General features: G+C 58.3%; 17 protein-coding genes and 1 pseudogene. 2 read left to right on the top strand and 16 right to left on the bottom strand.

The features are described 5' to 3' along the window. Positions 1–16 precede the first annotated feature (16 nt). The 10 genes from EU556_RS05725 to EU556_RS05680 all read right to left on the bottom strand — a co-directional run bounded on the left by EU556_RS05725 (position 17) and on the right by EU556_RS05680 (position 12,452). Entirely contained in the window at positions 17–2,941 is a 2,925-nt protein-coding gene (locus tag EU556_RS05725; RefSeq protein WP_135431887.1) for a M56 family metallopeptidase, read from the bottom strand. Beyond that, complete coding sequence (locus EU556_RS05720; protein WP_135431885.1) at positions 2,938–3,357, bottom strand: BlaI/MecI/CopY family transcriptional regulator; 420 nt, start codon at positions 3,355–3,357, stop codon at positions 2,938–2,940. Before EU556_RS05720 ends, EU556_RS05725 begins: the two co-directional genes overlap by 4 nt. 322 nt (positions 3,358–3,679) lie before the next feature. Further along, on the bottom strand, positions 3,680–6,154 hold the full coding sequence (locus EU556_RS05715) for a TonB-dependent receptor domain-containing protein (protein WP_135431883.1): 2,475 nt from the start codon (positions 6,152–6,154) through the stop codon (positions 3,680–3,682). A 486-nt stretch (positions 6,155–6,640) separates the two neighbouring features. Next, positions 6,641–7,360, bottom strand: coding sequence for a DUF4097 family beta strand repeat-containing protein (locus tag EU556_RS05710; protein WP_135431881.1), 720 nt, complete (start codon positions 7,358–7,360; stop codon positions 6,641–6,643). A 49-nt stretch (positions 7,361–7,409) separates the two neighbouring features. Beyond that, positions 7,410–8,189, bottom strand: a complete 780-nt coding sequence (locus EU556_RS05705; protein ID WP_135431879.1) for a DUF4097 family beta strand repeat-containing protein — start codon at positions 8,187–8,189, stop codon at positions 7,410–7,412. Positions 8,190–8,280: 91 nt separating this feature from the next. Then, the gene (locus EU556_RS05700) at positions 8,281–9,144 is read right to left on the bottom strand and encodes a zf-HC2 domain-containing protein (RefSeq protein ID WP_135431877.1); all 864 of its coding nucleotides are present in this window, start codon (positions 9,142–9,144) and stop codon (positions 8,281–8,283) included. Positions 9,145–9,162: 18 nt separating this feature from the next. Next, a complete protein-coding gene (locus EU556_RS05695; protein ID WP_135431875.1) occupies positions 9,163–9,699 on the bottom strand; it encodes an RNA polymerase sigma factor in 537 nt (178 codons plus the stop codon). 171 nt (positions 9,700–9,870) lie between these two features. After that, positions 9,871–10,230, bottom strand: coding sequence for a dihydroneopterin aldolase (gene folB / locus EU556_RS05690; RefSeq protein ID WP_135431873.1), 360 nt, complete (start codon positions 10,228–10,230; stop codon positions 9,871–9,873). Between the two features lie 150 nt (positions 10,231–10,380). Beyond that, complete coding sequence (locus tag EU556_RS05685; RefSeq protein ID WP_135431871.1) at positions 10,381–11,418, bottom strand: DivIVA domain-containing protein; 1,038 nt, start codon at positions 11,416–11,418, stop codon at positions 10,381–10,383. 101 nt (positions 11,419–11,519) lie between these two features. Then, on the bottom strand, positions 11,520–12,452 hold the full coding sequence (locus tag EU556_RS05680; protein ID WP_245327445.1) for a WD40 repeat domain-containing protein: 933 nt from the start codon (positions 12,450–12,452) through the stop codon (positions 11,520–11,522). A gap of 135 nt (positions 12,453–12,587) precedes the next feature. On the opposite strand from EU556_RS05680, the gene EU556_RS05675 reads away from it, so the two are divergent. Both EU556_RS05675 and EU556_RS05670 read left to right on the top strand, forming a co-directional pair. Next, a complete protein-coding gene (locus EU556_RS05675; RefSeq protein ID WP_167855471.1) occupies positions 12,588–13,247 on the top strand; it encodes a 4'-phosphopantetheinyl transferase family protein in 660 nt (219 codons plus the stop codon). 106 nt (positions 13,248–13,353) lie between these two features. Continuing rightward, positions 13,354–13,965, top strand: coding sequence for a redoxin domain-containing protein (locus EU556_RS05670; protein WP_167855470.1), 612 nt, complete (start codon positions 13,354–13,356; stop codon positions 13,963–13,965). Between the two features lie 89 nt (positions 13,966–14,054). On the opposite strand, the gene EU556_RS05665 is transcribed toward EU556_RS05670, so the two are convergent. From EU556_RS05665 to EU556_RS05640, 6 genes and pseudogenes are all read right to left on the bottom strand, one after another. Beyond that, entirely contained in the window at positions 14,055–14,924 is an 870-nt protein-coding gene (locus EU556_RS05665) for a transglutaminase-like domain-containing protein (RefSeq protein WP_135432637.1), read from the bottom strand. A 473-nt stretch (positions 14,925–15,397) separates the two neighbouring features. Continuing rightward, a complete protein-coding gene (gene poxB / locus EU556_RS05660) occupies positions 15,398–17,125 on the bottom strand; it encodes a ubiquinone-dependent pyruvate dehydrogenase (protein WP_135431865.1) in 1,728 nt (575 codons plus the stop codon). Between the two features lie 91 nt (positions 17,126–17,216). Continuing rightward, positions 17,217–17,794 (bottom strand): annotated as a pseudogene (locus EU556_RS05655) (DUF1572 domain-containing protein). A 61-nt stretch (positions 17,795–17,855) separates the two neighbouring features. Further along, positions 17,856–18,323: a hypothetical protein gene (locus EU556_RS05650; protein ID WP_135431863.1), complete on the bottom strand. Its 468-nt coding sequence runs from the start codon at positions 18,321–18,323 to the stop codon at positions 17,856–17,858. A 71-nt stretch (positions 18,324–18,394) separates the two neighbouring features. Then, on the bottom strand, positions 18,395–18,745 hold the full coding sequence (locus EU556_RS05645) for a low molecular weight protein tyrosine phosphatase family protein (RefSeq protein ID WP_135431861.1): 351 nt from the start codon (positions 18,743–18,745) through the stop codon (positions 18,395–18,397). A 41-nt stretch (positions 18,746–18,786) separates the two neighbouring features. After that, complete coding sequence (locus EU556_RS05640) at positions 18,787–20,094, bottom strand: hypothetical protein (RefSeq protein ID WP_135431859.1); 1,308 nt, start codon at positions 20,092–20,094, stop codon at positions 18,787–18,789. Between the last annotated feature and the right edge of the window lie 94 nt (positions 20,095–20,188).

The raw sequence follows: 20,188 nt of genomic DNA, 5'->3' as shown, positions 1-20,188 counted from the left end.
AAGGGGCGCTAGGCCTCTATTCACTCACATTTATTTGAATGTTGCGGCTGGTTTTGCTGCCCTTGCTGTCTTTCGTAGCCGGGACATCCAGCATCTGCCGGTACTTGTTGGTCAGGGCCTCAGATTGCTTTTTGCCGTTCACTGTCAGTCCTTGGTCATTGAGCTGAAACTGAAAGGCTTTCTCGTTGGCACCCAGCAATCCGTCTTTGCGCAGCTCCGCCCGAATTTCGTCGGAGTCGAGGCGGGGTGGCGCTGGAGGGGCGGGAACACCAGGAGCACCTGGCACACCGGGCGCGGCTGGTGCAGAAGGAGCGGCCGGGGCAGCGGGCACGGGCGGTACCGGCGGCACGGGCGGAGTCATGGCTCGCGGAGCCCGGGGTGGCCTAGGAGGCGCGGGCGCATCACCGTAGCTCGTGCTGCTGTTGCTAGAGGTGTTGCGGGTAATGTTGTACGAGCCCTTCGTGAGCTTATTGCCCGTTTGGGTTTCCACCAGCTTCAGGTATTTCGCGTGTACGGCTGCGGGCTGCTTCTTCCCATTCACGATAAGCTCGGTGCTATTAAGCTTGAACTGGAAGTTACCGTCATCCTCAATCAGGCCATCCTTGAGCAACTCGCGGCGCAGGGCCTCATCTCCCCCACTGCTGGTGCGGAAGCTGGTGCCTACGCGGGCGGAGCCCCGCAGAGTGGTTTCGCGCTCTACGCGTTCCGTTTCGCGGTGGGCTGCTTCGGTTTCCCGGTGGGCAGCCTCGGTTTCGCGGTGAGCCGTTGCTAGCTGCCGCTCCAGGGCCGTTATTTCCTGGCCTAGCCGCGTGGCTTCCTTCTGATTTTTTTGCTTGTAGGCCAGGTCGCGGCGGCGGTCGAGCTCACTGATGCGGCGGGCAACATCACCCTCGCGCCGAGCTTTGTCGCTTTCGCGGCGGGCCAGCTCACTTTCGCGCCGGGCCGCATCGGCCATGCGGCGGGTAGCTTCGCTGTCTTCCAGGCGCAGCACGTTACCACTCAGCACCCGGAAGTTGCCATTGAGGCCTTTAAGCTCCTCAAATTGGCGGTGGGCGCCGCTGCCTTCCCGCAGGCGGTCTTCCATTTCTTCGCGCTGGTCGCGCAGCTTGTCCAGGGCTTTTTCTAGCCGCTCCATTTCTTCTTCGGAGGTAGCATTGCCTTGGGCCTCGCGCAAGTTCTGCTCGGCTTGAGCCAGCGCCCGGCGCGTGGTGCGCTCCAGCTCACTGCGGTCGATGTTAAACGTCAGGGCTTTCAGCTCCGGATTCACGCGCCACAACTGGGCCCCGGCCTCTGCCTGCCGACGAATCCGGCTCAAATCGGCCTCGCTTATACCGCCTCTGGGTACGGTAAACACACGAGAGAAATTGTCGTTGAAACGGAAATCAGAGCCTGGGGTAGCACTGCTCCACACCCGACCGTTGGGGCCCACGCTAATTACCTCTACGTCCTGCTTGTTTTTCTTGCTCTTCTTATCGACTGATGCCGTTTCTACGCGCCGACCATCCACGTACAGATCCGTCAGGCGGCCTTTTTTGTCCTTCTCAATAACGACAGTACCGGGGCGGCGGGCGCCCTCCTGCACCACTACTACTTGCTTGTTGCGCTTGCGGTGCTTCTTGCCTTTGTCGTCGTCATCATCGTCCTGCAAGGCAGGTGCCGCAGCAGCCTCATCCAGTATTTCTACTGCATCCTCGGCCTCCTCAGCATCTTCGGCATCCAGCAGTTCCTTATGCGCTACTAGGTTGGTGTTGGGTGCGGCTTGCAGGAAGGGCAACTTGCTAAGGGCACCTCCTTCTTTATCATCGGGGCTGTTTGGCCTAGGATCGGCCATGGCTACCGCCGAGGTCAGGAGTACCATACCACCCAACACTACGCACGCGGCCATAAAGCCCTCGGAGAAGGTAGGAGCCGTGCGGCCCTGCACCAGCCGCTTAATACGGCCCAGTACGGAGCCATCGGGCCCCAGCGCCGACAGTGCCAACTGCGCCGGTGTGGCCGGTACGGCGCTCAGCTCGGCCAGGGCCGCCAGGGCGCGGGCTACCGTGAGCGGGTTGCCGCCCACCATGGCGGTGGCCATGTCGTCGCAGCAGTTTTCGCGCTCAGTGCGCAGGCAGGCCGTCAGGAACCACACGGCAGGGTGATAGAAGAACAACGTTTCGGCCACCGACTGCAGCAAGTTCACCAGATAGTCGCGGCGCGCTACGTGGGCCAACTCGTGGGCCAGAATGGCCTCTAGATACGTCTGGCTCAAGCCCGTCACTGTGCCCAGAGGCAGCAGCACCACGGGCCGCAGGTGGCCTACCACCACCGGCACCCGCACCAGCGCCGACTCCAGCAGCTCAATAGGCTGGTGCAAGCCGGCCCGACTGGCAAGGGCGCTTAGGCGTTCCTGCCATTCCTGGCCCAGCGGCTGCACGCGGTAGCGGCGCAGGCGCTGCACGTAGGCCAGTCCGCCTAGCAAGCGCAGAGTCATAGCCAACAGGCCTAGCAGCCAGGCGGCCACTAATACGGGCAGGTTCTGATCAAAATAGGTGAGCCACGCCTGCAAGCCAGCCGGAGCCGGCGCAACTTCCGAAGCCACGGCCGCCTCAGCTGTTACGGCAGTAGTTGCAGGTGCTACTGTAGCAGCGGCCGGTTGCTCTGCAGAGGCAGTGGGGGCGTCCGGCATCGCAGCATCGGTCGTTACCGCTACTGCTGCGGTTTGGTGCTCAGCACGCGCGGCGGTATAGTACCGCCCAAACGTGATGCCCGCCAGTACCAGCAGCGCCACTAAGGCAGCGGCAGCCGTGTTGTAGCGCACCACCGCGCGGTGCCGCTGCAACAGCAGCAGCAACCCGGCCAGGGCCAGCGCAACCACCGCGCCCTGCCACAACGAGTGCACTAAGGTCCAGCCCAGGGCGCGAATCAGCGCGGGCGGCAAGAGTTGTTCGAGCCAGTTCATGGGGCTTCATTGGTTGAGGGTGGGGTGGTGTCGTTCTTAATCTCGATGTCGTTGAGCAAGCGCCGGATCTGCTGGAGCTCCTCCTGCGAGGTGCGGCGGTTGCCGAGCGCCTGCATCACCAGCTTCATGGCCGAGCCACCGAAGGTTGACTCCACGAAGCGGTCGAGCAGCAGGCCCTGGGTTTCCTCCTCGCGCACGGCTGCCCGGTAAATGTGGGTCTTGCTCTCATCGTCGCGGAAAACCAGGGTTTTCTCCAGCATTAACTGCAGCAGCTTGAGCGTGGTGGTGTACCCTACGTCGCGCTTCTTGCTGAGCTCGTCATTGACGAACCGGACGGTGCTAGGCCCATATTGCCAGAGCACTTGCAGAATTTCCAGTTCAGATTCAGTAGGTTTGGGAGCGGGTGACTTGTTCATGAGCGGGCTGTTTATCCTACGAAGTAGTTCGTACATCAAACATATACGAAGCGCGTCGTACATGCAAGCATAATCTACGATTTATTTCGTACAATATTACTTTTGCACGCCCAATTAATTTATTGTCAAGCACCTATGCCTGAAGAACAGGCGAATATTTCTGTGTACTTACCTCAGCACATCATGTTGAGCAGAGCGAAGGATCTTGTCACGGTAGCACGAGGCGCTAGGCCAGTCATTCACGCGGGGTAAAATGCTTCGCTGCTCTCAGGATGACGTGCGCGTTTAGATAGCTATCATCCCCGCTTCCTAGGCCACTCTCCTACCCTTTGCCGCCTTGCAGGTCGTCGTTCTGAATGGTCTTGCGGTTTTTGGCAGGCGCGGAGTCCATCTTGCCGAACTGCCAATTGAAGCTCAGGCGCACGGCGCGGTTATATCCATAATTCACATCCTGGGAGACGAAGACACCCTCCTGTTCCAGCGTGGCCGCGTAGCGAATGGTGCGGGCAAAGGGGTTTTCAACGGCCAAGGACAGACTGCCTTTCTTCTCGAACAGCTCCTTCTTCACCGACAGGGTATGCCACACGTTGCCGTTGGTGCGGCCCTGCAAAAACACCCGGGGCGAGTTGACATACACTGCGGCTTGCGCGCTCAGGCCGTGCTCAAAGGTCCAGGCCGAGGTGAGGTTGCCGTTGTAAATCCAGCCCTGATTGCCGATACCCAACGCGGCGCTTTTCACCGACAGGTAGTAGCCATTTACGCTTCCGTTTAGGGTCCACTTGTCGGTGAGCTTGGTTGAGCCGTACAGATTGAGGCCGTAGGTGGCGCGGCGGGCCACGTTCTGGGGCCGTGTGTAGAAAATAGTCGCGTTGGAGGTGTCGCCGGGGATAAGCTGGCTGGCGGGCACGTTGCTGGCAAAGGGCTGAAAGGCGTTGTTGGTCTGGCGCCAGTAGCCCGAAATATTCAGGGTGGTTTTCTTGACGGTAGTGCTGTAGCCCAGCTCATAGGCATCGGTTAACTCCGCCGTCAGGTTGGGGTTGCCGGAGCTGGCCACCCGCCGGTTGCTAATATCCAGGTATGGGTTGAGCATGTAGATGGATGGCCGTTGCAAACGCCGGGCGTAGCTCAGCTTAATCTTTTGCTCCTTCTCCTTACCAAAGTCGCGGGAAATGGTCAGCGTCGGGACGAGGTTGGTGTAGCGCTGCCGCACCGTGGTGCTGCTCGATAGGAAGTCACCGTTTACACGGGTATGCTCCACGCGGGCCCCGGCCTTAATGCTGTAATTCTGGGGCAAGCTGAAGCCGTAGGTACCGTAAGCGGCAAACACGTTCTGGTCGTAGCGAAACTCGTTGGAGCGAGCCGGCACAAACACCAGGCCACGGCCATCGAGGCTGTCGGCCTCAATGCGGTAGTCGCTTTGCTCATTGCGCAGGATGGTTTTGGCGCCTAGCTCCAGCAGGTTGGTGCTATCCAGAGGCTGGGAATAATCGAGCTGCAGGGTGGTTTCGCGGCTGCGCCGCTTGTTCCGGCTGGTTTCCAGGTAGTCTAGGCCAGTCTCGGGTCGCGTTTGATCAAGGTTATAGGCGCTGGTATTGGCGGAGCGGCTCTGTAAGGCCAGCAGGCTTAGCTCCTGCTTGGGCTTGAAGGTGTGGGTGTAGCCACCATTTAGGTTCAGCTCGGGCCACCAGTTAGGGCCCCACGGCCGCCGAATCTCACGCGTGAACTGGTCAACGGTCTGCGGCGCCACGTAGCTCGACCGGATGGTTTGGGTGCCCGTGGAGTGGTAGAGGTCGGTGTAGATGCCTACGTTGAAGGCATCTTTCTCGGTCAGGTCGTAGTCGAAGCCCAGGCGCCCGTAAATGCCACCCCCACTGTTGCGGCCCTCCCGCTGCTGCAGGAGCCGGGCCGTTTGCCCTTCGCCCAGGAAATCGGTACGGTCTACGCTGCCCCGGTTAGGGTTGTAATGCGCGTAAGAGCCCAACTCGGGGTTAATGCCGAGCTTGCCCTGGCGGATGCTGAGGCTGCTGTTGAAGTTACTGTTGCGGGTGCCCGCCGACAGGTTTACCGAGCCCGTTACGCCGGTCAGGTCGTTCTTCTTCAAAATGATGTTGATTACGCCGCCCGTGCCTTCGGCGTCATACTTAGCCGAAGGCGAGGTAATAACTTCCACTGATTTCACCTTGTCGGCGGGCAGGCGGCGCAGGGCGTCGGCCACGCTGCTAGCCAGAATGGAGCTTGGCTTGCCGTTGATGAGCACCCGTACGCTGGTAGAGCCGCGCAGCTCCACGTTGCCATCGGCATCTACGGTGAGTAGGGGCACTTTGCGCAGCATTTCGGCCGCCGTAGCGCCGGCATTGCTGATATCTTTCTCGGCATTATAGACTATGCGGTCGGCACGGGTTTCTACCAGCTCCTTCTGCCCCACTACCTGCACCTCCCCGAGCTGCTGAGTAGAAGGCGCCAGCAGCAACTGGCCTAGTGAGACAGTGGTGGTGCCTACCGTTACTTTTTCCACGGTTTTAGTCGCGAAACCCACAAAACTGACCGTCAGCTTATAATCTCCGGCGGCCAGCTTATCCAGCACAAAAGCGCCTTTGTCGTCGCAGGTGGCCCCGGTAATGGGCGTGGTGCTGCCAGGACTAAGCAGGGTTACCGTCGCAAATTCTACGGGCCGCTTGGTAGTGGCATTGAGCACCGTACCGGTGAGGCGGCCCGTATCAGCAGCGGTGGCCGTTTGGGCCCACAGCATGCAAATGCTGCTCAGAAATGCCCATAATCCGAATGTATAACGAAGCATATCAACGACTTAAGTAAGCTGAAAAGAAAATTGATAAGGCACGTAACTACCTGGCTAGCAACTCAGGGAGCTGTAGCGAGGGGAAAGAGAAAAAGCGGAAAAACTCAGAGAAAAAGGACCGGGAGTGGCCTAGCGCCACCCCTGGCAAAAGTTGTTATTGACTGCGTAAGCACTCAGGGAATACCCTCCTTTACTCTACCCGGCTGAGGTGTAGTGACCCAGGGCTGAGGCGGCTTTAGGTCACATTATCAATACGAAATATTTCGTAGGGTAAACATATAGTATTGCCTCTATACAACCAAGTGCACCTACGAAATATTTCGTTTATTATTTTATTATTGACTATCAACTTAATACCTCACCTGCTTCTACATTCCCTAGCTAACCAAGGCAAAGATTTTTGCCCCTGCTAAAGATTCTTGCTAGGCCACTCTCTTGTGCCGGGTGCCACCCCAGCAGCATATAGCGTGGCCTGGCAGCCCCCGGCTACTTCCGCTTGCGGAAGTAGACATCCCCACTCACTGACTCTAGCCGCACGGCAGGACCGCCGCCGTTGCCCAGCGTACCGCGCACCTGGTACCCCACAATGGGGTTTTCCTTGCGATTAACGAAAGCTATATCTTGATCAGTATATACTTCGCCGGTAATAGTTTTAAACGCTATGTCGGCGTTCTGTTGGGCGGGCCAGTTTACATCCACGAAGCCGCTGATAGATTTCACGTCCAGGGGGGCCGTTACGCCGTTAACTTCAATGTTTCCGCTAATGGTGTTCACGCGCACCGCCACGCCGGCGGGCACTGCCACGTCTACTTCCATTTTAAGGCAAATACCCCCGCCAGTAGCTTGGCCATTGCGCCAGTTGCCGCCCCAACGGGTAGCACCTTCGCCATCGGGGCAAGTAGTTACCTGGCTGGTTTGCACTAGCTTTTCATCCAGGTTCGAAGTGATGGTATAGCCCTCGGCCGTCTTGTTGGAGGTGAGGGTAATGGCCTCATTCAACTGCCCGCCGTTGATGGTGACGGTGGCGCGCAGTACCATCTCGGAGCCACTAGCCGGATGGATTTTTATAGCCGTGGCGTGTTTCAGCTCCAGGTTCAGGCGCTGCCCGGAGGGCATAGCGGCCTTTTGTTCGAGTACTTTTTGGGCGTAAGCTCCCAGGCTGCTCAGTCCGACCAGGACCGACAGCAACAGCAAGAAACGAAACATGGGGAAGGAAGTAGAAAGGTGAAAGAATAGATCCTGGCCTAGGAATGCACTATTTGGCTTTGCGCACGTACACGTCGCCGCTCACATTTTTGAGCGAGATGGAAGTGCCGCCCCCATTGATAGCACCGTTGAGCGTCTGCCCGCCGATCTGGGTCAGGCCATTGCTGTTGGCGGGTTTAGGCAAAGCAATATCGAAGTCGGTGTACACCTCGCCCGAGATGGTGCGCATGGTCAGCGTGGCTTTGGTTGCGGTGGGCAGGGCCACATCAATAGCGCCGCTGATGTTGGAGATAGAGCTGGGGCCGTTGCCCAGGGAGTTGTAGCGCACTGTGATGTCGCCGCTGGTACTGTTAGCTACTACGGGGCCCGCTACGTTTAGCAGCTTGGCATCGGCGCTCTTCATAGCCACTTCCAGCTTACCCTGTAGGTTTTGCAGCAGTACAGCCCCGCCGCCCCACTGCACTTCCCGGTACACCACATCGGCGTTACGTGGGACCCGAATGGTGTAATGCCCATCTTGACGCGACGCTTTCACGATGCGCACTGTATTGGCCTCCTTAGTTACAGCTAGGCCCATGCGGGTGTTGTCCACGGCCGAGTTATACACGGCCCGCAGGCCTTCGGCGCGCTTGGGCGGCTCTTCGGCTTTGTCGCCTTTGATGATGAGTTCGTCGCCCTCGTAGCCTTCCACGGTCACTTCGCTGCCGTACTGCATCTCAATAACCACTTTGCGGTCGGAGCCGCTGAGCTTGGTGCGGTACTCTTGGGCCTGGGCGGCAGTGCCGGCTAACAGCAGGCCGAAGAAGAGAAGAAATCTATGCTTTTTCATAAGAAGGAGTCAGTTGCAGATGGATTCGGTCGGGCAATCGGGAGCCGCGGACTCCCGTTGTCGACCTGTTTCCACACTAGAGAAGAAAATGTTAAATCAGAATGCTAATGCCCTGGCGAGCTTGGTCGCGCACGGCGGGTAGCGCGTCGGGGCGCTGGGAAAGGCGTTTGAGTTGGGGTACGGCCTGCTTGTCGCGCAGCTTCACGAGCAGCTCAATCAGGGTAATCTGCACGTTGGGGTCGGTCTGCACGGGCAGGGCCTGGATGAGCGCCGGAGCTACCAAGGAGTCGGCCCGTAGGCGGTAGAGGGCTTCAGCCGCTGCCAGACGCACGTTGGGGTTTGGGTCAGCATTGAGCGTGTTGATCAGCACCAGCACGGTAGGGTCGCCGGGGCGGGAGTTGCCGGAGGCCTCACTTACCAACTGAATGCGGTGGCTGGCCGTAGCGGGCTGCTGGGTAGCGGCCGTGAGCCGGGCCGCCAGTTGCTGCGCATCAGCGGCGGGCGTAACGGCCGCTACTTCTGGCGCGGCCGGCTGACGCAGCAGCAACCCGAATACCGTACCCACCGCCAGCAGTGCAATGCTAGCCGCAATCCGCAGCCACATCACGGTATTCGATGCCGTTGAAGTTCCTGTGGTCGGATGCATTGGTACCACTTTCGCCTCATGTGACTTAGGCTGGCTGCTGGTAGGCAGCTTCGCTTTTTCCGCGGCCAGCATGGCCTGGAAATCGTCGCGCAGGCCCATGGGTGGTAGCACGGGGGGCAGGTCGTCAAGAGCAGTGAGGAGGATGCTATATTGGTCGGCCTTCTCTTGGCAGGCCGGGCACTGCGCCAGGTGGGCCGCTACCTGGGCCCGCTCGGCGGGCGGCAGGGTGCGGGCGGCATAATCCACCAGCAACGGCTCCAGGTCAGAGCAGTCAGGCGAAGTAGGCAAATGGTTTTCGTTCGGTAACATGACTAGGTAGTCGAAAAATCAGCTGAAGTAAATTTTGCGCAGGGCCTCCAGGGCCCGATGCGCTTTCACGCGGGCCGCTCCTTCTGAGCAGCCCAGCATCTCCCCTATCTCGGCGTAGTCGAAGCCCTGGAAGCGGTGCAGCACCAGAATCTCGCGCTGGGCGGAGGGCAGCAGAGCTAAGGCTTCCTGCACGTCCTGCCCATCGTAGGAGGCTGCCACGCCGGCCATGGCAGCGCGGCGCAGGGTGGGCGTCCGCTCGGCCACTTCCAGGTCGCCGGCCGGCACGTGGTGCTTCTTCCAATGGTCGGCGTACACGTTGCGGGCCAGTTGGTAGATCCAGGCCTTAAACGGATGGGTCGACTGGTAGCTGGCCCGGTATTTCAGGATGCGCAGAAACACGTTCTGCACTAAATCCTGGGCGGTGTCCCGGTCGTTGGTGAGCCGCAGCAGAAAGCCAAACAGCAGCCCTTGGTAACGCTCAAACAGCGTGGATAGCTGGTCGAGGTCGTTGTCACGGACTTGCTCCATCAGGGTTTCGTCGCTGGGGCTTTGCACGGGGTAGAAAGAGCTTTTGGCGGGAGAGTTGTCAGGAGTACCACCCGATTTACCATTCGTTACAGAGGTAGGAAAATATTTTTCATCACCCCCTTAAAACAGCAGCGGCTCCGCAGTGCCATGCACCACGGAGCCGCCTTATTGCTTGCGTTTTCTAGTGAACTGTTAGATCTAGGCCCGCCGCCGTTCCAGCGTTACGCGGGCGCGGTGGCAAATGCCGCCCAGCGGCGGGTTGAATTTCGAGACGCTGATGCGCACGCCCTCGATGTAAGGGAATTCCTCCATGACCCGGTCCATTACGCGGTGGCCTAGGTGCTCTAGAAGGCGGGCGGGGGCCAGCATTTCTTCGGTTACCACACGGTAGAGGACCTCGTAGTTAACGGTTTCGTGCAGCTTGTCGGAAGCCCCGGCGGCGTGCAGGTCGGTATCGATATATAGGTCAACTCCATACTTATTGCCGATTTTCTGCTCTTCATCATAGTACCCGTGAAAAGCAAAAAACTCCATTCCTTCCAGTGCAATCTGACCCATGTGGTGAATTTGTGAAGTGGTGAAATTGAGAAGCGCGCTAGTGGCCTAGCCGGTTGTTCTTCCCAGCTACAAAACAACGAAGCCTACCGGAAAGGCAGGCTTCGGAGGAGCAAATGACGCAGAATACGATCTTTCCGCGTTTAGCTGATGCTAGATTTCGTCGAAGAAAGATTTCTCGCCTAGCGTAGCGGTAGCCGCCATACCAGGGTGACCGGGGTGCGTAGCCGGCGAAGGCTGAGCAATTTCGGGGTGGTTGGGGGTTACGGGCTGAATATCGGGAGCAATGGGGTCTACCTGGGGCGCCATGGGGTCGGGCACGTGTGAGGGCGCGATGGGGTCAACGTGGGGGCCGGGCGAGATGCCGGGGTTTTCGCGGGGAGCACCGGGGCGGTCAATTTCGGGGCCGGGCGTTTGGGCCGGAGCACCGGGGTCGGGTTGCTGGCCGGGCTTGGGGTTGTAGGCGCCGGGCTGAGCTACCACGGAACGGGGCTCGGTTACGGCCGCTGAGCCACCGAAGGAAGCAGCGTTGCCGCCGGCTACGGCAGCAACAGATGAGGTAGAGGAAAGAGTAGTATGCATGGTAGCGTCTTTTTTAGGTGAGTCGTCGGCGGGTTGCGAACGATTCACTTTTACGCTAGCCGCCCGCGAAAGGATGGCGGCGGTGCTGGCTTTGGGTCGAGCTTTCGCCTTTTCCACCTTATCGAGCGCATCAGAAGCCAGACGGTGCAGGTCACCCACCAACCCTTCCAGTACGTTCTCTAGGCGCTGGCATTCCTGGCCTAGGCCAGTCACTTCCTTTTGCATATCGGCAATAGCACGCTCAGCCTGCTGATAAGCCTCATCTACCACGGTACGCGCCTTCTGGCGGGCATCGGCCAGGAGCTGTTCAGCCTGCAGCTGGGCTTCCCGAATGCGCAGCTGGGCGTCGCGCTGGGCTTGCTCGGTGATGCTGTTACCAGTGTCTTCGGCTGTTTTGAGTGTGCGGTAGAGGCTGGTTTCCACCTCCCGCATTTTGCTCACCTCCTGCGTGGCGTGGTCGAGCTTCAGGCGTAGCTCCCGGTTTTCGTCGCCCATCCGCTCCCACTGCTGAGAAAGCGTGAGCAAAAAGGCTTGTACTTCGTCCTTATCAAGGCCGCGGAAGGCTTTTTCAAAGGTTTTCTGCCGGATATCGAGAGCGGTAATTTTCATGGGTGGTACTGCGGATTAGGTATTGAGTAGCCAGGAACCGGGTACGGGAAATAAGATGGCTACGGGTAGTGGCCTAGGCCACTGCTGCCTCCTTTTTCTCACTACTCACTACTAAGCTCCCAGACCGCGAGGCTGCGGTCGTCGCTACACGAAACTAGCCTATTCTGCCTTCCCGGCCAAAATAACTTGTTTACGGAGGTGCCGTGCCCAGCGTGCCGAGCCCTATCAAGCACCCGCAGGAGCGTGAGTGTAGCCGTATCCCAGAGCTTGATGCTTTTGTCCATGCTGCAGGTGGCGAAGTACTGCCCATCGGGTGAGAAGGCCACGTGGTTGATGGTGAACATGTGGGCCACCACGCTGGCCGCGGACTGGTAGCCAGCCGCCACATCCCAAGTGCGCAGGTGAGCGTCGCGGCCGGCCGTAAAGAGGGTGCGGCCATCGGGCGCGTAGGCCACCGTGAATACCGAGTTGGTGGCCCCCTCCAGTACTTGCTTCACTTGCAAGGAGTCGGCATCTAGCACCCGCACGAGCCAATCGGAACCCCCAACGGCCAGTTCGCCACGCTTCTCATGCAAGGCCAGGCAGCGCAGACTTTTATCCGACAGCTTCAGCAACTGCTCTACTTTGAAGTCAGTGGCCCGCAGCACTGCCAGAGTTCCGTCGCCGAGAGCTACGTAAAGCCGCTGCCGGGCCTGTGAATACACCATATCAAAAATGGCGGCGGGCGGTAAAGCGGTAGCGTAGGCCAGTTTCTTTTCCTGCAGATCAATGCCCTGCAGCCCTTGGAAGTTGTGGCCTAGCAGCAGCAGATTTCGCTGGGGCAGGTGTAGCAGGGCGTACACGCTGTTCTCAACTTTCGCCACCAGTTCGCCGTCGCGCTCCGGGTGGTCGGCACTCCAGGCGGCCACCATCCCATCGGCGCCAGCGGAGTAGAACACCTCCTGCCCCGGCGTGCCCGCCAGCGCGTACACGCAGTCGCGGTGACCGGTAAGAGAGGCGAGTTTCTGAACCTGGGGGCGGTAAATGGAAGACAAGAGGTGATGGAGTAAGAAGGTGATGGAGGTGAATAGGAAACAAAGGTACGGTTGTCATGGCGAGGACGAAGCACCCGCTGTGCTGCCGTACCTTTACCTCACTACTCCATCATCTCGTCACTTCATCTCGTCAAGTTGCCTTTACACTCCATCACTCCGGTATCGCAAACGGCCGTGCTAGGCCTGTGGCAGCTTACCGAGACCATTCCGGCGCTGTGGGACCTGCTGCCAGCGCAACCGCACTACCTCGCCCGTTACCCCGATGGCCGCGACGAGCTGCGCGCCCGGCAGTGGCTAGCGGGGCGGGTACTGGCGCATCAGCTTCTGCGGGAAGTGAACGATGCGCCCGCCACCCTGCACAACGACCCCAACGGCCGCCCCTACTTTGCGGAGCTGCCGGGCCTAGGCCTATCTATTTCACATTCTGGCGAGTGGGTGGCGGTATTGCTAGACCCCCGCGGGGCGGTTGGCACAGATATTGAGCTGGTAAGAACCAAAGCGCAACAGTTGGCGCCGCGGTTTCTATCGGAAGCCGAACGGGCCGACGCCGGCGACGATGCAGTGAAATACAGTCTCTACTGGAGTGCCAAGGAGACGCTTTACAAACTGCACAGTCGCCGGGGCCTGGTGTTGAAAGAGCAACTAGTGCTCGAACCGTTTGGACTGCGAGAGGCCGGTGTGTTGACGGGACACCTGCTCCTCGAAAACTCTCGCAGCCAACACCAGATTTACTACCAGCGCGTACCTCCCAATTACATCCTAACTTACGCCCTCAGTGAAATGGTGAATTTGTGAAGTGGTGAGTTTGACCTCCTTTCTGCGCCAGTGGCGCGCCCTAGGCCAGTCGAACAGCATGCTCACTAAGTCACTCAATCACTTAATCACCATTTTTCCAACCTGCATGTCTCTTCGTCGAATCTCGATTATTACTGCGGCAGCCCTGCTTTTCTGTACGGTGGCCGTTAGCGTAGCCCGGGCTCAAGGCAGCCGTTCGGTTGCTGATTTTAGCCTCAAGAACAGCGCTAATACGGAAGTATCGCTCAAGAGCTACGCAGGCAAGAAAGCGGTAGTCGTGGTGTTTGTGAACCCCAACTGCGCCTTCTCGCGCCTGTATCAAAACCGCTTGAGCACGCTTGCTTCGGGCTACAGCGGGCGGGGCGTAGAGTTCTTGTTCATCGACACGCCCATTAACTTGGAGGCCAGCGCCGATGGCACCGATGCCGAAAAGCTTAAAATCAAGACCACGGGCGGCGCCGACGTTCCGCTCCTGGTAGATGAAGGCCAGAAAGTAAGCGCCATGCTGGGTGCCACCAAAACCCCCGAGGCCATTTTGCTGCAACCTGTAGGCGACGGATTTGCAGTGCGCTACAAAGGCGCCATCGACGACAACGCCCAAGTAGAGGCCTACGTGAAGGAGCGCTACCTGCAACAAGCCCTCGACAACGTGCTGGCCGGGCGCGCCGCCGGCGTTACCGACAAGCGGGCTGCTGGCTGCCTAATAAAGCAAAACTAGGCCAGTCCTATCTTCCGTTTACTTGAAGCATAAAAAAAGCCTCCTACGTAGAGCGGGAGGCTTTTTTTATGCTTCAAGTAAACGGAAGACTATTCCTCATCAGGAGTCGCGTCGGTGTTAGGCGAGTCGGTGAGGATAGAAAGGAGCTGGCCTACTTCGGCGGCTTTGGCGGGCTCCTGCAGCTTCTCAAAGCTCAGTTGCAGGTTGCGTAGGGCGCGCCGCACAATGTCGATATGGGAGCAGGGCTCAAAGAATATCTCGTTCGGCGTGAGGTTGAGCTGGCCGATGTAGTGTTCGATATCGGTACGCGACAGTACCAACCCGCGGTTGTAGCAGTTGATGTAAAACGGCTCCACGGCCGGGTTTTCCGGGCGGTACGTCAGCACGAACAGGTTGGGCAGGTTCACACCGTACACCGGCAGCTTCAGGCGCTGGGCCACCAGCAGGTAAATCACGCACAGGGTAAGCGGGTTGCCGCGCCGGGTTTCCAGCACTAGGTGCAGCATGGAGTTGGCCGGCGAATGAAAGTTCTGGGTGTTGGCCGCGAACTTGTGGGTTCTGAATAGCACGTGGTTCAGCGTCTGCACCTGGTCGGCGGGGTGCATCTCGGGCTGCAGGAGCGTCCAGACCTCAAAGCGCAGTTGCTCAATGGCGCGGTTTAGCACCTGAAAGTCGGCGTCGGGGTACTGGTAGGAGTTTAGGAGCCACATGCCCTCCAGCAGGTTCTCACCACCGGAGTCGCGCCACACGCGCAGGCGTTGTTGCAGGCCATCAAACTGTAAGTGATGAATCAGATCTTCGAGCCGCTGCTGCTGCTGAGTATCCAGGGTTTCTTCCCACGACTCTTCGAGGAACGGAATGATGCTCTCCCCCAGCGTCTGGATTTTCTCCTGAATCTGCGGGGCAATTTCCGGATCGTCAAGCAGCGAGATGAGGGCTTTGATTTCTTTGTTGGTCATGTAGCTAAGCTGCGGGTCGGCGGCGCAGGCCGCCCGGCATACGAGAAGGGCAAATAAACGCAACCGACGCGGTTTCATCACGGCAAGTTGCCTGGAAATAACACCTGGCGGCCATCAGAATGTTCAATCAGCCAGATACTATATTTCCCAAAGCGCCTAGGCCAACTATACATACTGGCCTAGGCGTTATAACAGTGGGCTGTGTAGGCGATGTACTAACTACCCATCATGTCGAGCTTGTCGAGACATCTCGCGTGCTGAGGTTATGGTAGTAATCAAACTAGTCTAGAACAGCCCAATTAGCACGTCATCCTGACGCAGGAAGGATCTTACCCCGTATGAACGACTGGCCTAGCGCTGCGTACTAACGTGATAAGATCCTTCGCAAGCTCAGGATGACGTGCTTTTAGGGCGAGCTAGCGGGCAACGTCAGCACGCGAGAGGCCTCGACAAGCTCGACATGACGGGTTAGTCTACCGCAACAGATTGGTTTTGGCCATTTCCAGCACCTCATCTCCTCGGCCATTCATAATAGCCTTGAGCGTGTAGAGACTGAAGCCCTTCACCTGGCTGGCGTCGATGGTGGGCGGCATGGAGAGCTCTGTGCGTTTCACAACGGCATCGAGAATAACGGGGCCGGGGTGGGCCAGCATTTCAGTAATGGCCGTGGGCAGATCGGCAGGGTCAGTGACGCGGATGCCGCGCACCCCAGCGGCTTCGGCTAGGGCCGCGAAGTTGGGGTTTTCTAGCTCGGTGCCATATTCCAGAATACCGGCCGCCTTCATTTCCAGCTCCACAAAGCCCAAGCTGTTATTGTTGAAGATGACCACTTTCACGGGTGTCTTCAGCTGCTTGAGCGTCAGCAACTCGCCCATGAGCATGGCAAAACCACCGTCGCCGGCCAGCGCAATTACCTGCCGGTTGGGGTAGGCCAGTTGTGCGCCCAGGGCCTGGGGCATAGCGTTGGCCATACTGCCGTGGTTGAAGGAGCCAATGAGGCGGCGCTGTCCGTTGAAGCGGAGGTAGCGTGCTGCCCAGATGGTGGGAGTACCTACGTCGCAGGTGAAAATGGCGTCTTCGGCGGCTTGCTCATTCAGCAGGCGCGCCACGTACTGCGGGTGCATGCTGGTGTCGCCGGGCTCCCCGGTAGCCAGTTCGTCTAGGTCTTGGCGGGCCTCACGGTAGTTATCCAAGGCCTTTTCCAGGTGGCGGCGGTCCGATTTATGGTTGAGCAACGGCAGCAGGGCTTGCAGAGTAGCAGCCACATCACCCACTAGGCCTACCTCTACCCGAGCGCGACGACCAATGTGCTCGCCTCGTACGTCAACCTGCACGTTGCGCGCTTCCTGATTCAGGAACTGAGTATAGGGGAAGTCGGTGCCGAGCAACAGCATGGCGTCGGCGGCCATTAGGGCCTCATAGCCCGAAGTGAAGCCCAGTAGGCCACTCAGCCCTACATCGTAGGGGTTGTTGGCCTCCACGTACTCTTTGCCGCGCAGGGCGTGTACTACGGGGGCACCCAGAGCTTCGGCTACTTGCAGCAAATCCGCATGGGCATCTGCACAGCCAGCTCCGGCCATAATAGTCACTTTATCACAAGTATTCAACAGGTCGGCGGCGGCGCGCAGGTCTTCGATAGCGGGCACTAGGGTGGCGCGGCTGCGCAATACGGGCAGGCGCGGCTCCGGGGCTTCCGTCTTCTGGTGGCTGATGTCGCCGGGCACTACTATCACCGCCACGCCTCGCTGGGTGAGGGCCGTTTGAATGGCTACTTCCGTGGTGCGCACGGTTTGGTCGGGGTGGCCTATCAGCTCACAGTAGGCGCTGCACTCCTTGAAGGTGTTCTCGGGGTGAGTTTCCTGGAAATACTGGGTTCCTATTTCGATACTGGGGATTTGGGCGGCAATGGCCAGCACCGGCACGCGGCTGCGGTGGCAGTCATAGAGACCATTAAGCAGGTGGGTGTTGCCGGGGCCGCAGCTACCGGCGCACACTGCCAGGGTACCCGTTACGTGGGCCTCGGCCCCGGCGGCAAACGCCCCGGCTTCTTCATTCCGAACGTGGATCCACTCAATACCTTCTCGCGCCCGAATTTCGTCGGTGATGCCGTTGAGGGAGTCGCCCACCACGCCGTACACACGCTTCACGCCCGCCGCAATCAGGGTATCTACTATAATTTCCGAGACAGTCTTCTTCGCCATAGTCTTCAGGGGTTATGTCTGAGGGCTATACGGGAAGGTTGCCGTCGGGGCCGCATAAAATATGGCAACCAAGCTCAGCCGTAAATTCTGGCTAGGCCTCCCGGGCGGTGCCTTTCAGGTACTCATCGGTGAAATGCGCTTTGCGCGCGGGCTGGGCAAACTTCTCGGCGTTGTAGGCCTGGGAATTCCCCCGCGGAATCGACAACGACTGCCACTCCCCGTTGCGCACCATCTTCCCGATAAACACAATCTGCCCGATGTGGTACGGGTAGTGAGCCAGCTGTCGGTTGATGGCCTCCGTAATGGAATGACCCTGGTTGCGGATGTACACCGTCTGGTGGCTGTTTTCGGGCGTGACGGAATCCAGCGCCGCAAACAGGCACTGCCACCCCTGCTCCCACTTTGCTAGTAGCTCTTCCCGGCTCTGAATGTCGTTGTCAAACTCGGCTTCGCGCTGACGCCACTCCTTCTCACCGTCGGTGGTCAGAAAGTCCGTCCAGCGGGAGAGCATGTTGCCCCACAGGTGCTTTACGATGGTGGCAATGCTGTTGCTCTCGGCATTGTACTGCCAGAACAGGGCCTCGTCGGGGAGTTGGGCGAAGTTTTCTCCCCCAGTTGCTTGTAGTACTCGAACTGTTTCCGGACGCTGGTGAGGTAGTCGGCGGTCATGGCGAAAAGGGTTACGAGGTGGACTTCCCTGGAAGATAACACCTTTTCGGAACGCTGCTTTCTAGGCCAGTAGCCCCGCTATTCCCTTCACATTCAGGCGGGCAAATTTCCGCACCCGCTCAAACTTAGCCACTGTGGCAGCTAGCTCCTCATCCTCGGGCTGCTTGGCGGGCACATGGGTAATCAGCAGCTCAAACACCGAAGCGGCAATATCCATGTACCCCAGAATAAGGAGGTAAAGCTGCTTCTTCTGATCCTCGGAGTACCCTTTAGTGCGGATGGCTTTTACCAGCGTGTCGAGCTGGTTGGTTTCGTCGGTGTACAAATCGCGGAGGCCACGGCGGGCGCTGGCGTAGTCGGCCTGCTGCTCCTCGGTGGCTGAGTGCAGCGCAAACGGAAACGCCTCTACGAAAGCAGTGGCGGCCAGGAAGGTTTTCTCGGCGCCATACACGGCCGTCAGGTGCTTTTGCAGGCTGGTCCAGAGGCCGGTGCGGGCCTTGTCAAAAGCGGCGGTATTCTGGTCGGTCACGGCGAAGATGTTTTGGAGTGGGCCGCAAAGGTAGGTGGCCGAGAAGTTTGACTCTATTCTATCGCCCGAAATCAGCCTAATAACCCACGACGGTAAACATCCTCTACTTTTTCGCGCAGCAAGTATTGCAAGGTTGGTTGCATGAAATCGTACTCGTCAGGAATATACAAGCAGACAATTCTCTTTTGCTGATACACTAAGGGGAAATGCTTCCGGATAAAATTGCGGTGTCCTTTCTCCATAACTATCACCGTATCGGCCCAATCAAGAAGCTCAGTACTCAGTACCTGCAGTGCTGAAGCTGCCGTGCCAGCAGATTTTACTTCGAAGCGCGGATCTTCCTGATACAATTTCTGTGCGGTAGCGCTTCGCATACGGTTGATTGTACAAACGAAGAGCAGTTTTAAAGTAGAAGCAGACATAGATTACAGACAAAATATTGCTTCCTCTTACCGAGCCCCCTCTACTTTGTCTTGAACCTAATGGGATAGTCCTGCCGCAGCAGGTAGCCGTCTTTGGAGATGAAGCCGCGCGGCATCACGGTCACGACAAACTCGTATTCGTGGTGAGGCTGCAGCTCCATCTCCACGGTAAAAGACTTGTGGTCAGTAGAAAAGCCTACGGGCTTTTTCAGCGGGAAGTATTCTTTGCCGCGAGGACCAGGGCTGAATGACATCCCCTCCCCCATTTCTCTATCGAACTGAATTACTAATGTCCGGTCAGTAGCGTCGAGTTCTGCGGTGCCATTGGTAGCGGGCAGAGTGCCTAACACCACCGGCTGGCGAGCCGTAAACCCGGCCAACAGTGCTGCTTTGTCCCAGCCTTCGGGGTAGTAGCCCGACTGCTTCACGAAGCGCTCTACGGCTTCCGGGTTAGCATAGTCCAGCTCGATTATTTCCTTCACCGCCTGCCGCTTGCTCTTGGCCGGCGCATAGTAGGCCTTGTTGATGGCATAGCCCATGTAATAGCCCAAATCGGCGGTGGTGCTGGCGGTGGAGCCGTTGTACAGCCAATGGGCATAATAAGTGGTAAACATTTCCTGCTTGAACGCTTCCCGCAGCTCCTGCTCGTGGGCGGCCCCATAGGTAAAGTAAGTCCCCTGGAGCGGCTTACCCATAATCAGCTCGGTTACAAAGTCGCAGGCACCCTCCTTCAGCGACTGGCCTAGCAGGTTGGCCCCACCCTCGTGCTGTTGGGTGTGCACGTATTCGTGCACGTTCAGCGGAACGATGTTGTCCATGGACTGCTCCTTGAATACGCCCGGCAGCCACGGATTCTTAAACTCCGAAACATCTGTTTGCGCATTTCCGGTAGCTATTTCTGTCCCGATAAGCACCTTACTCCCATCTACCGTACCGCCCGAGCGCAACCCACCGATGGTAAAGTACATGCTGGCCTCCCGCATCTCCGGATACAGCCGCTTAAACCGCCGAATGCTCTTTTCAATATCCTTGGTTTTCGTTTTCACCGCCAGCGTATTCGGCCGGATGGATGCCCAATACTTTGGCAGCTTGTTAATCAGGTCCACCCACAGTTCCGCCGAATAGTCACGCGCCTTCATGAACGCCGCCAGCCCCTCAGTACCCGGCTTGATATACAAGTTGTTGATGTAGGCCAGCTGCTTAGTGCGGTTCGCTGTGGTCCGGATACTGTCGTAGGCCACCCAAAAACGGTCAATGTCCTCCGTAAACACCTTCTGCTTCTTAGCAGACTGGCCTAGAGCTGAATTTATACTGCCCGCCAACAGCAGTAGGCATAGTATTCTTTTCATCTGGATAAAATAAGTAGTATCACGACAAAAGGTATCTAGAAAACGGAATATTGCGGCATATCCTAATGAAAGCGGCCCGCAGCACCGGGTGGTG

It is taken from the genome of Hymenobacter fodinae (assembly GCF_004745825.1).
GTDB classification, from domain to species: domain Bacteria; phylum Bacteroidota; class Bacteroidia; order Cytophagales; family Hymenobacteraceae; genus Hymenobacter; species Hymenobacter fodinae.
The sequence above is the reverse complement of the archived record's forward strand: the minus strand, read 5'-3'. Positions and strand labels throughout refer to the sequence as shown.

Bases quoted from the DNA above. Each gene is read 5' to 3' on its own strand.
- EU556_RS05725 (WP_135431887.1), bottom strand. From the start codon at position 2,941: ATGAACTGGCTCGAACAACTCTTGCCGCCCGCGCTGATTCGCGCCCTG.
- EU556_RS05720 (WP_135431885.1), bottom strand. From the start codon at position 3,357: ATGAACAAGTCACCCGCTCCCAAACCTACTGAATCTGAACTGGAAATT.
- EU556_RS05715 (WP_135431883.1), bottom strand. From the start codon at position 6,154: ATGCTTCGTTATACATTCGGATTATGGGCATTTCTGAGCAGCATTTGC.
- EU556_RS05710 (WP_135431881.1), bottom strand. From the start codon at position 7,360: ATGTTTCGTTTCTTGCTGTTGCTGTCGGTCCTGGTCGGACTGAGCAGC.
- EU556_RS05705 (WP_135431879.1), bottom strand. From the start codon at position 8,189: ATGAAAAAGCATAGATTTCTTCTCTTCTTCGGCCTGCTGTTAGCCGGC.
- EU556_RS05700 (WP_135431877.1), bottom strand. From the start codon at position 9,144: ATGTTACCGAACGAAAACCATTTGCCTACTTCGCCTGACTGCTCTGAC.
- folB (WP_135431873.1), bottom strand. From the start codon at position 10,230: ATGGGTCAGATTGCACTGGAAGGAATGGAGTTTTTTGCTTTTCACGGG.
- EU556_RS05685 (WP_135431871.1), bottom strand. From the start codon at position 11,418: ATGAAAATTACCGCTCTCGATATCCGGCAGAAAACCTTTGAAAAAGCC.
- EU556_RS05670 (WP_167855470.1), top strand. From the start codon at position 13,354: ATGTCTCTTCGTCGAATCTCGATTATTACTGCGGCAGCCCTGCTTTTC.
- EU556_RS05665 (WP_135432637.1), bottom strand. From the start codon at position 14,924: ATGACCAACAAAGAAATCAAAGCCCTCATCTCGCTGCTTGACGATCCG.
- poxB (WP_135431865.1), bottom strand. From the start codon at position 17,125: ATGGCGAAGAAGACTGTCTCGGAAATTATAGTAGATACCCTGATTGCG.
- EU556_RS05645 (WP_135431861.1), bottom strand. From the start codon at position 18,745: ATGTCTGCTTCTACTTTAAAACTGCTCTTCGTTTGTACAATCAACCGT.
- EU556_RS05640 (WP_135431859.1), bottom strand. From the start codon at position 20,094: ATGAAAAGAATACTATGCCTACTGCTGTTGGCGGGCAGTATAAATTCA.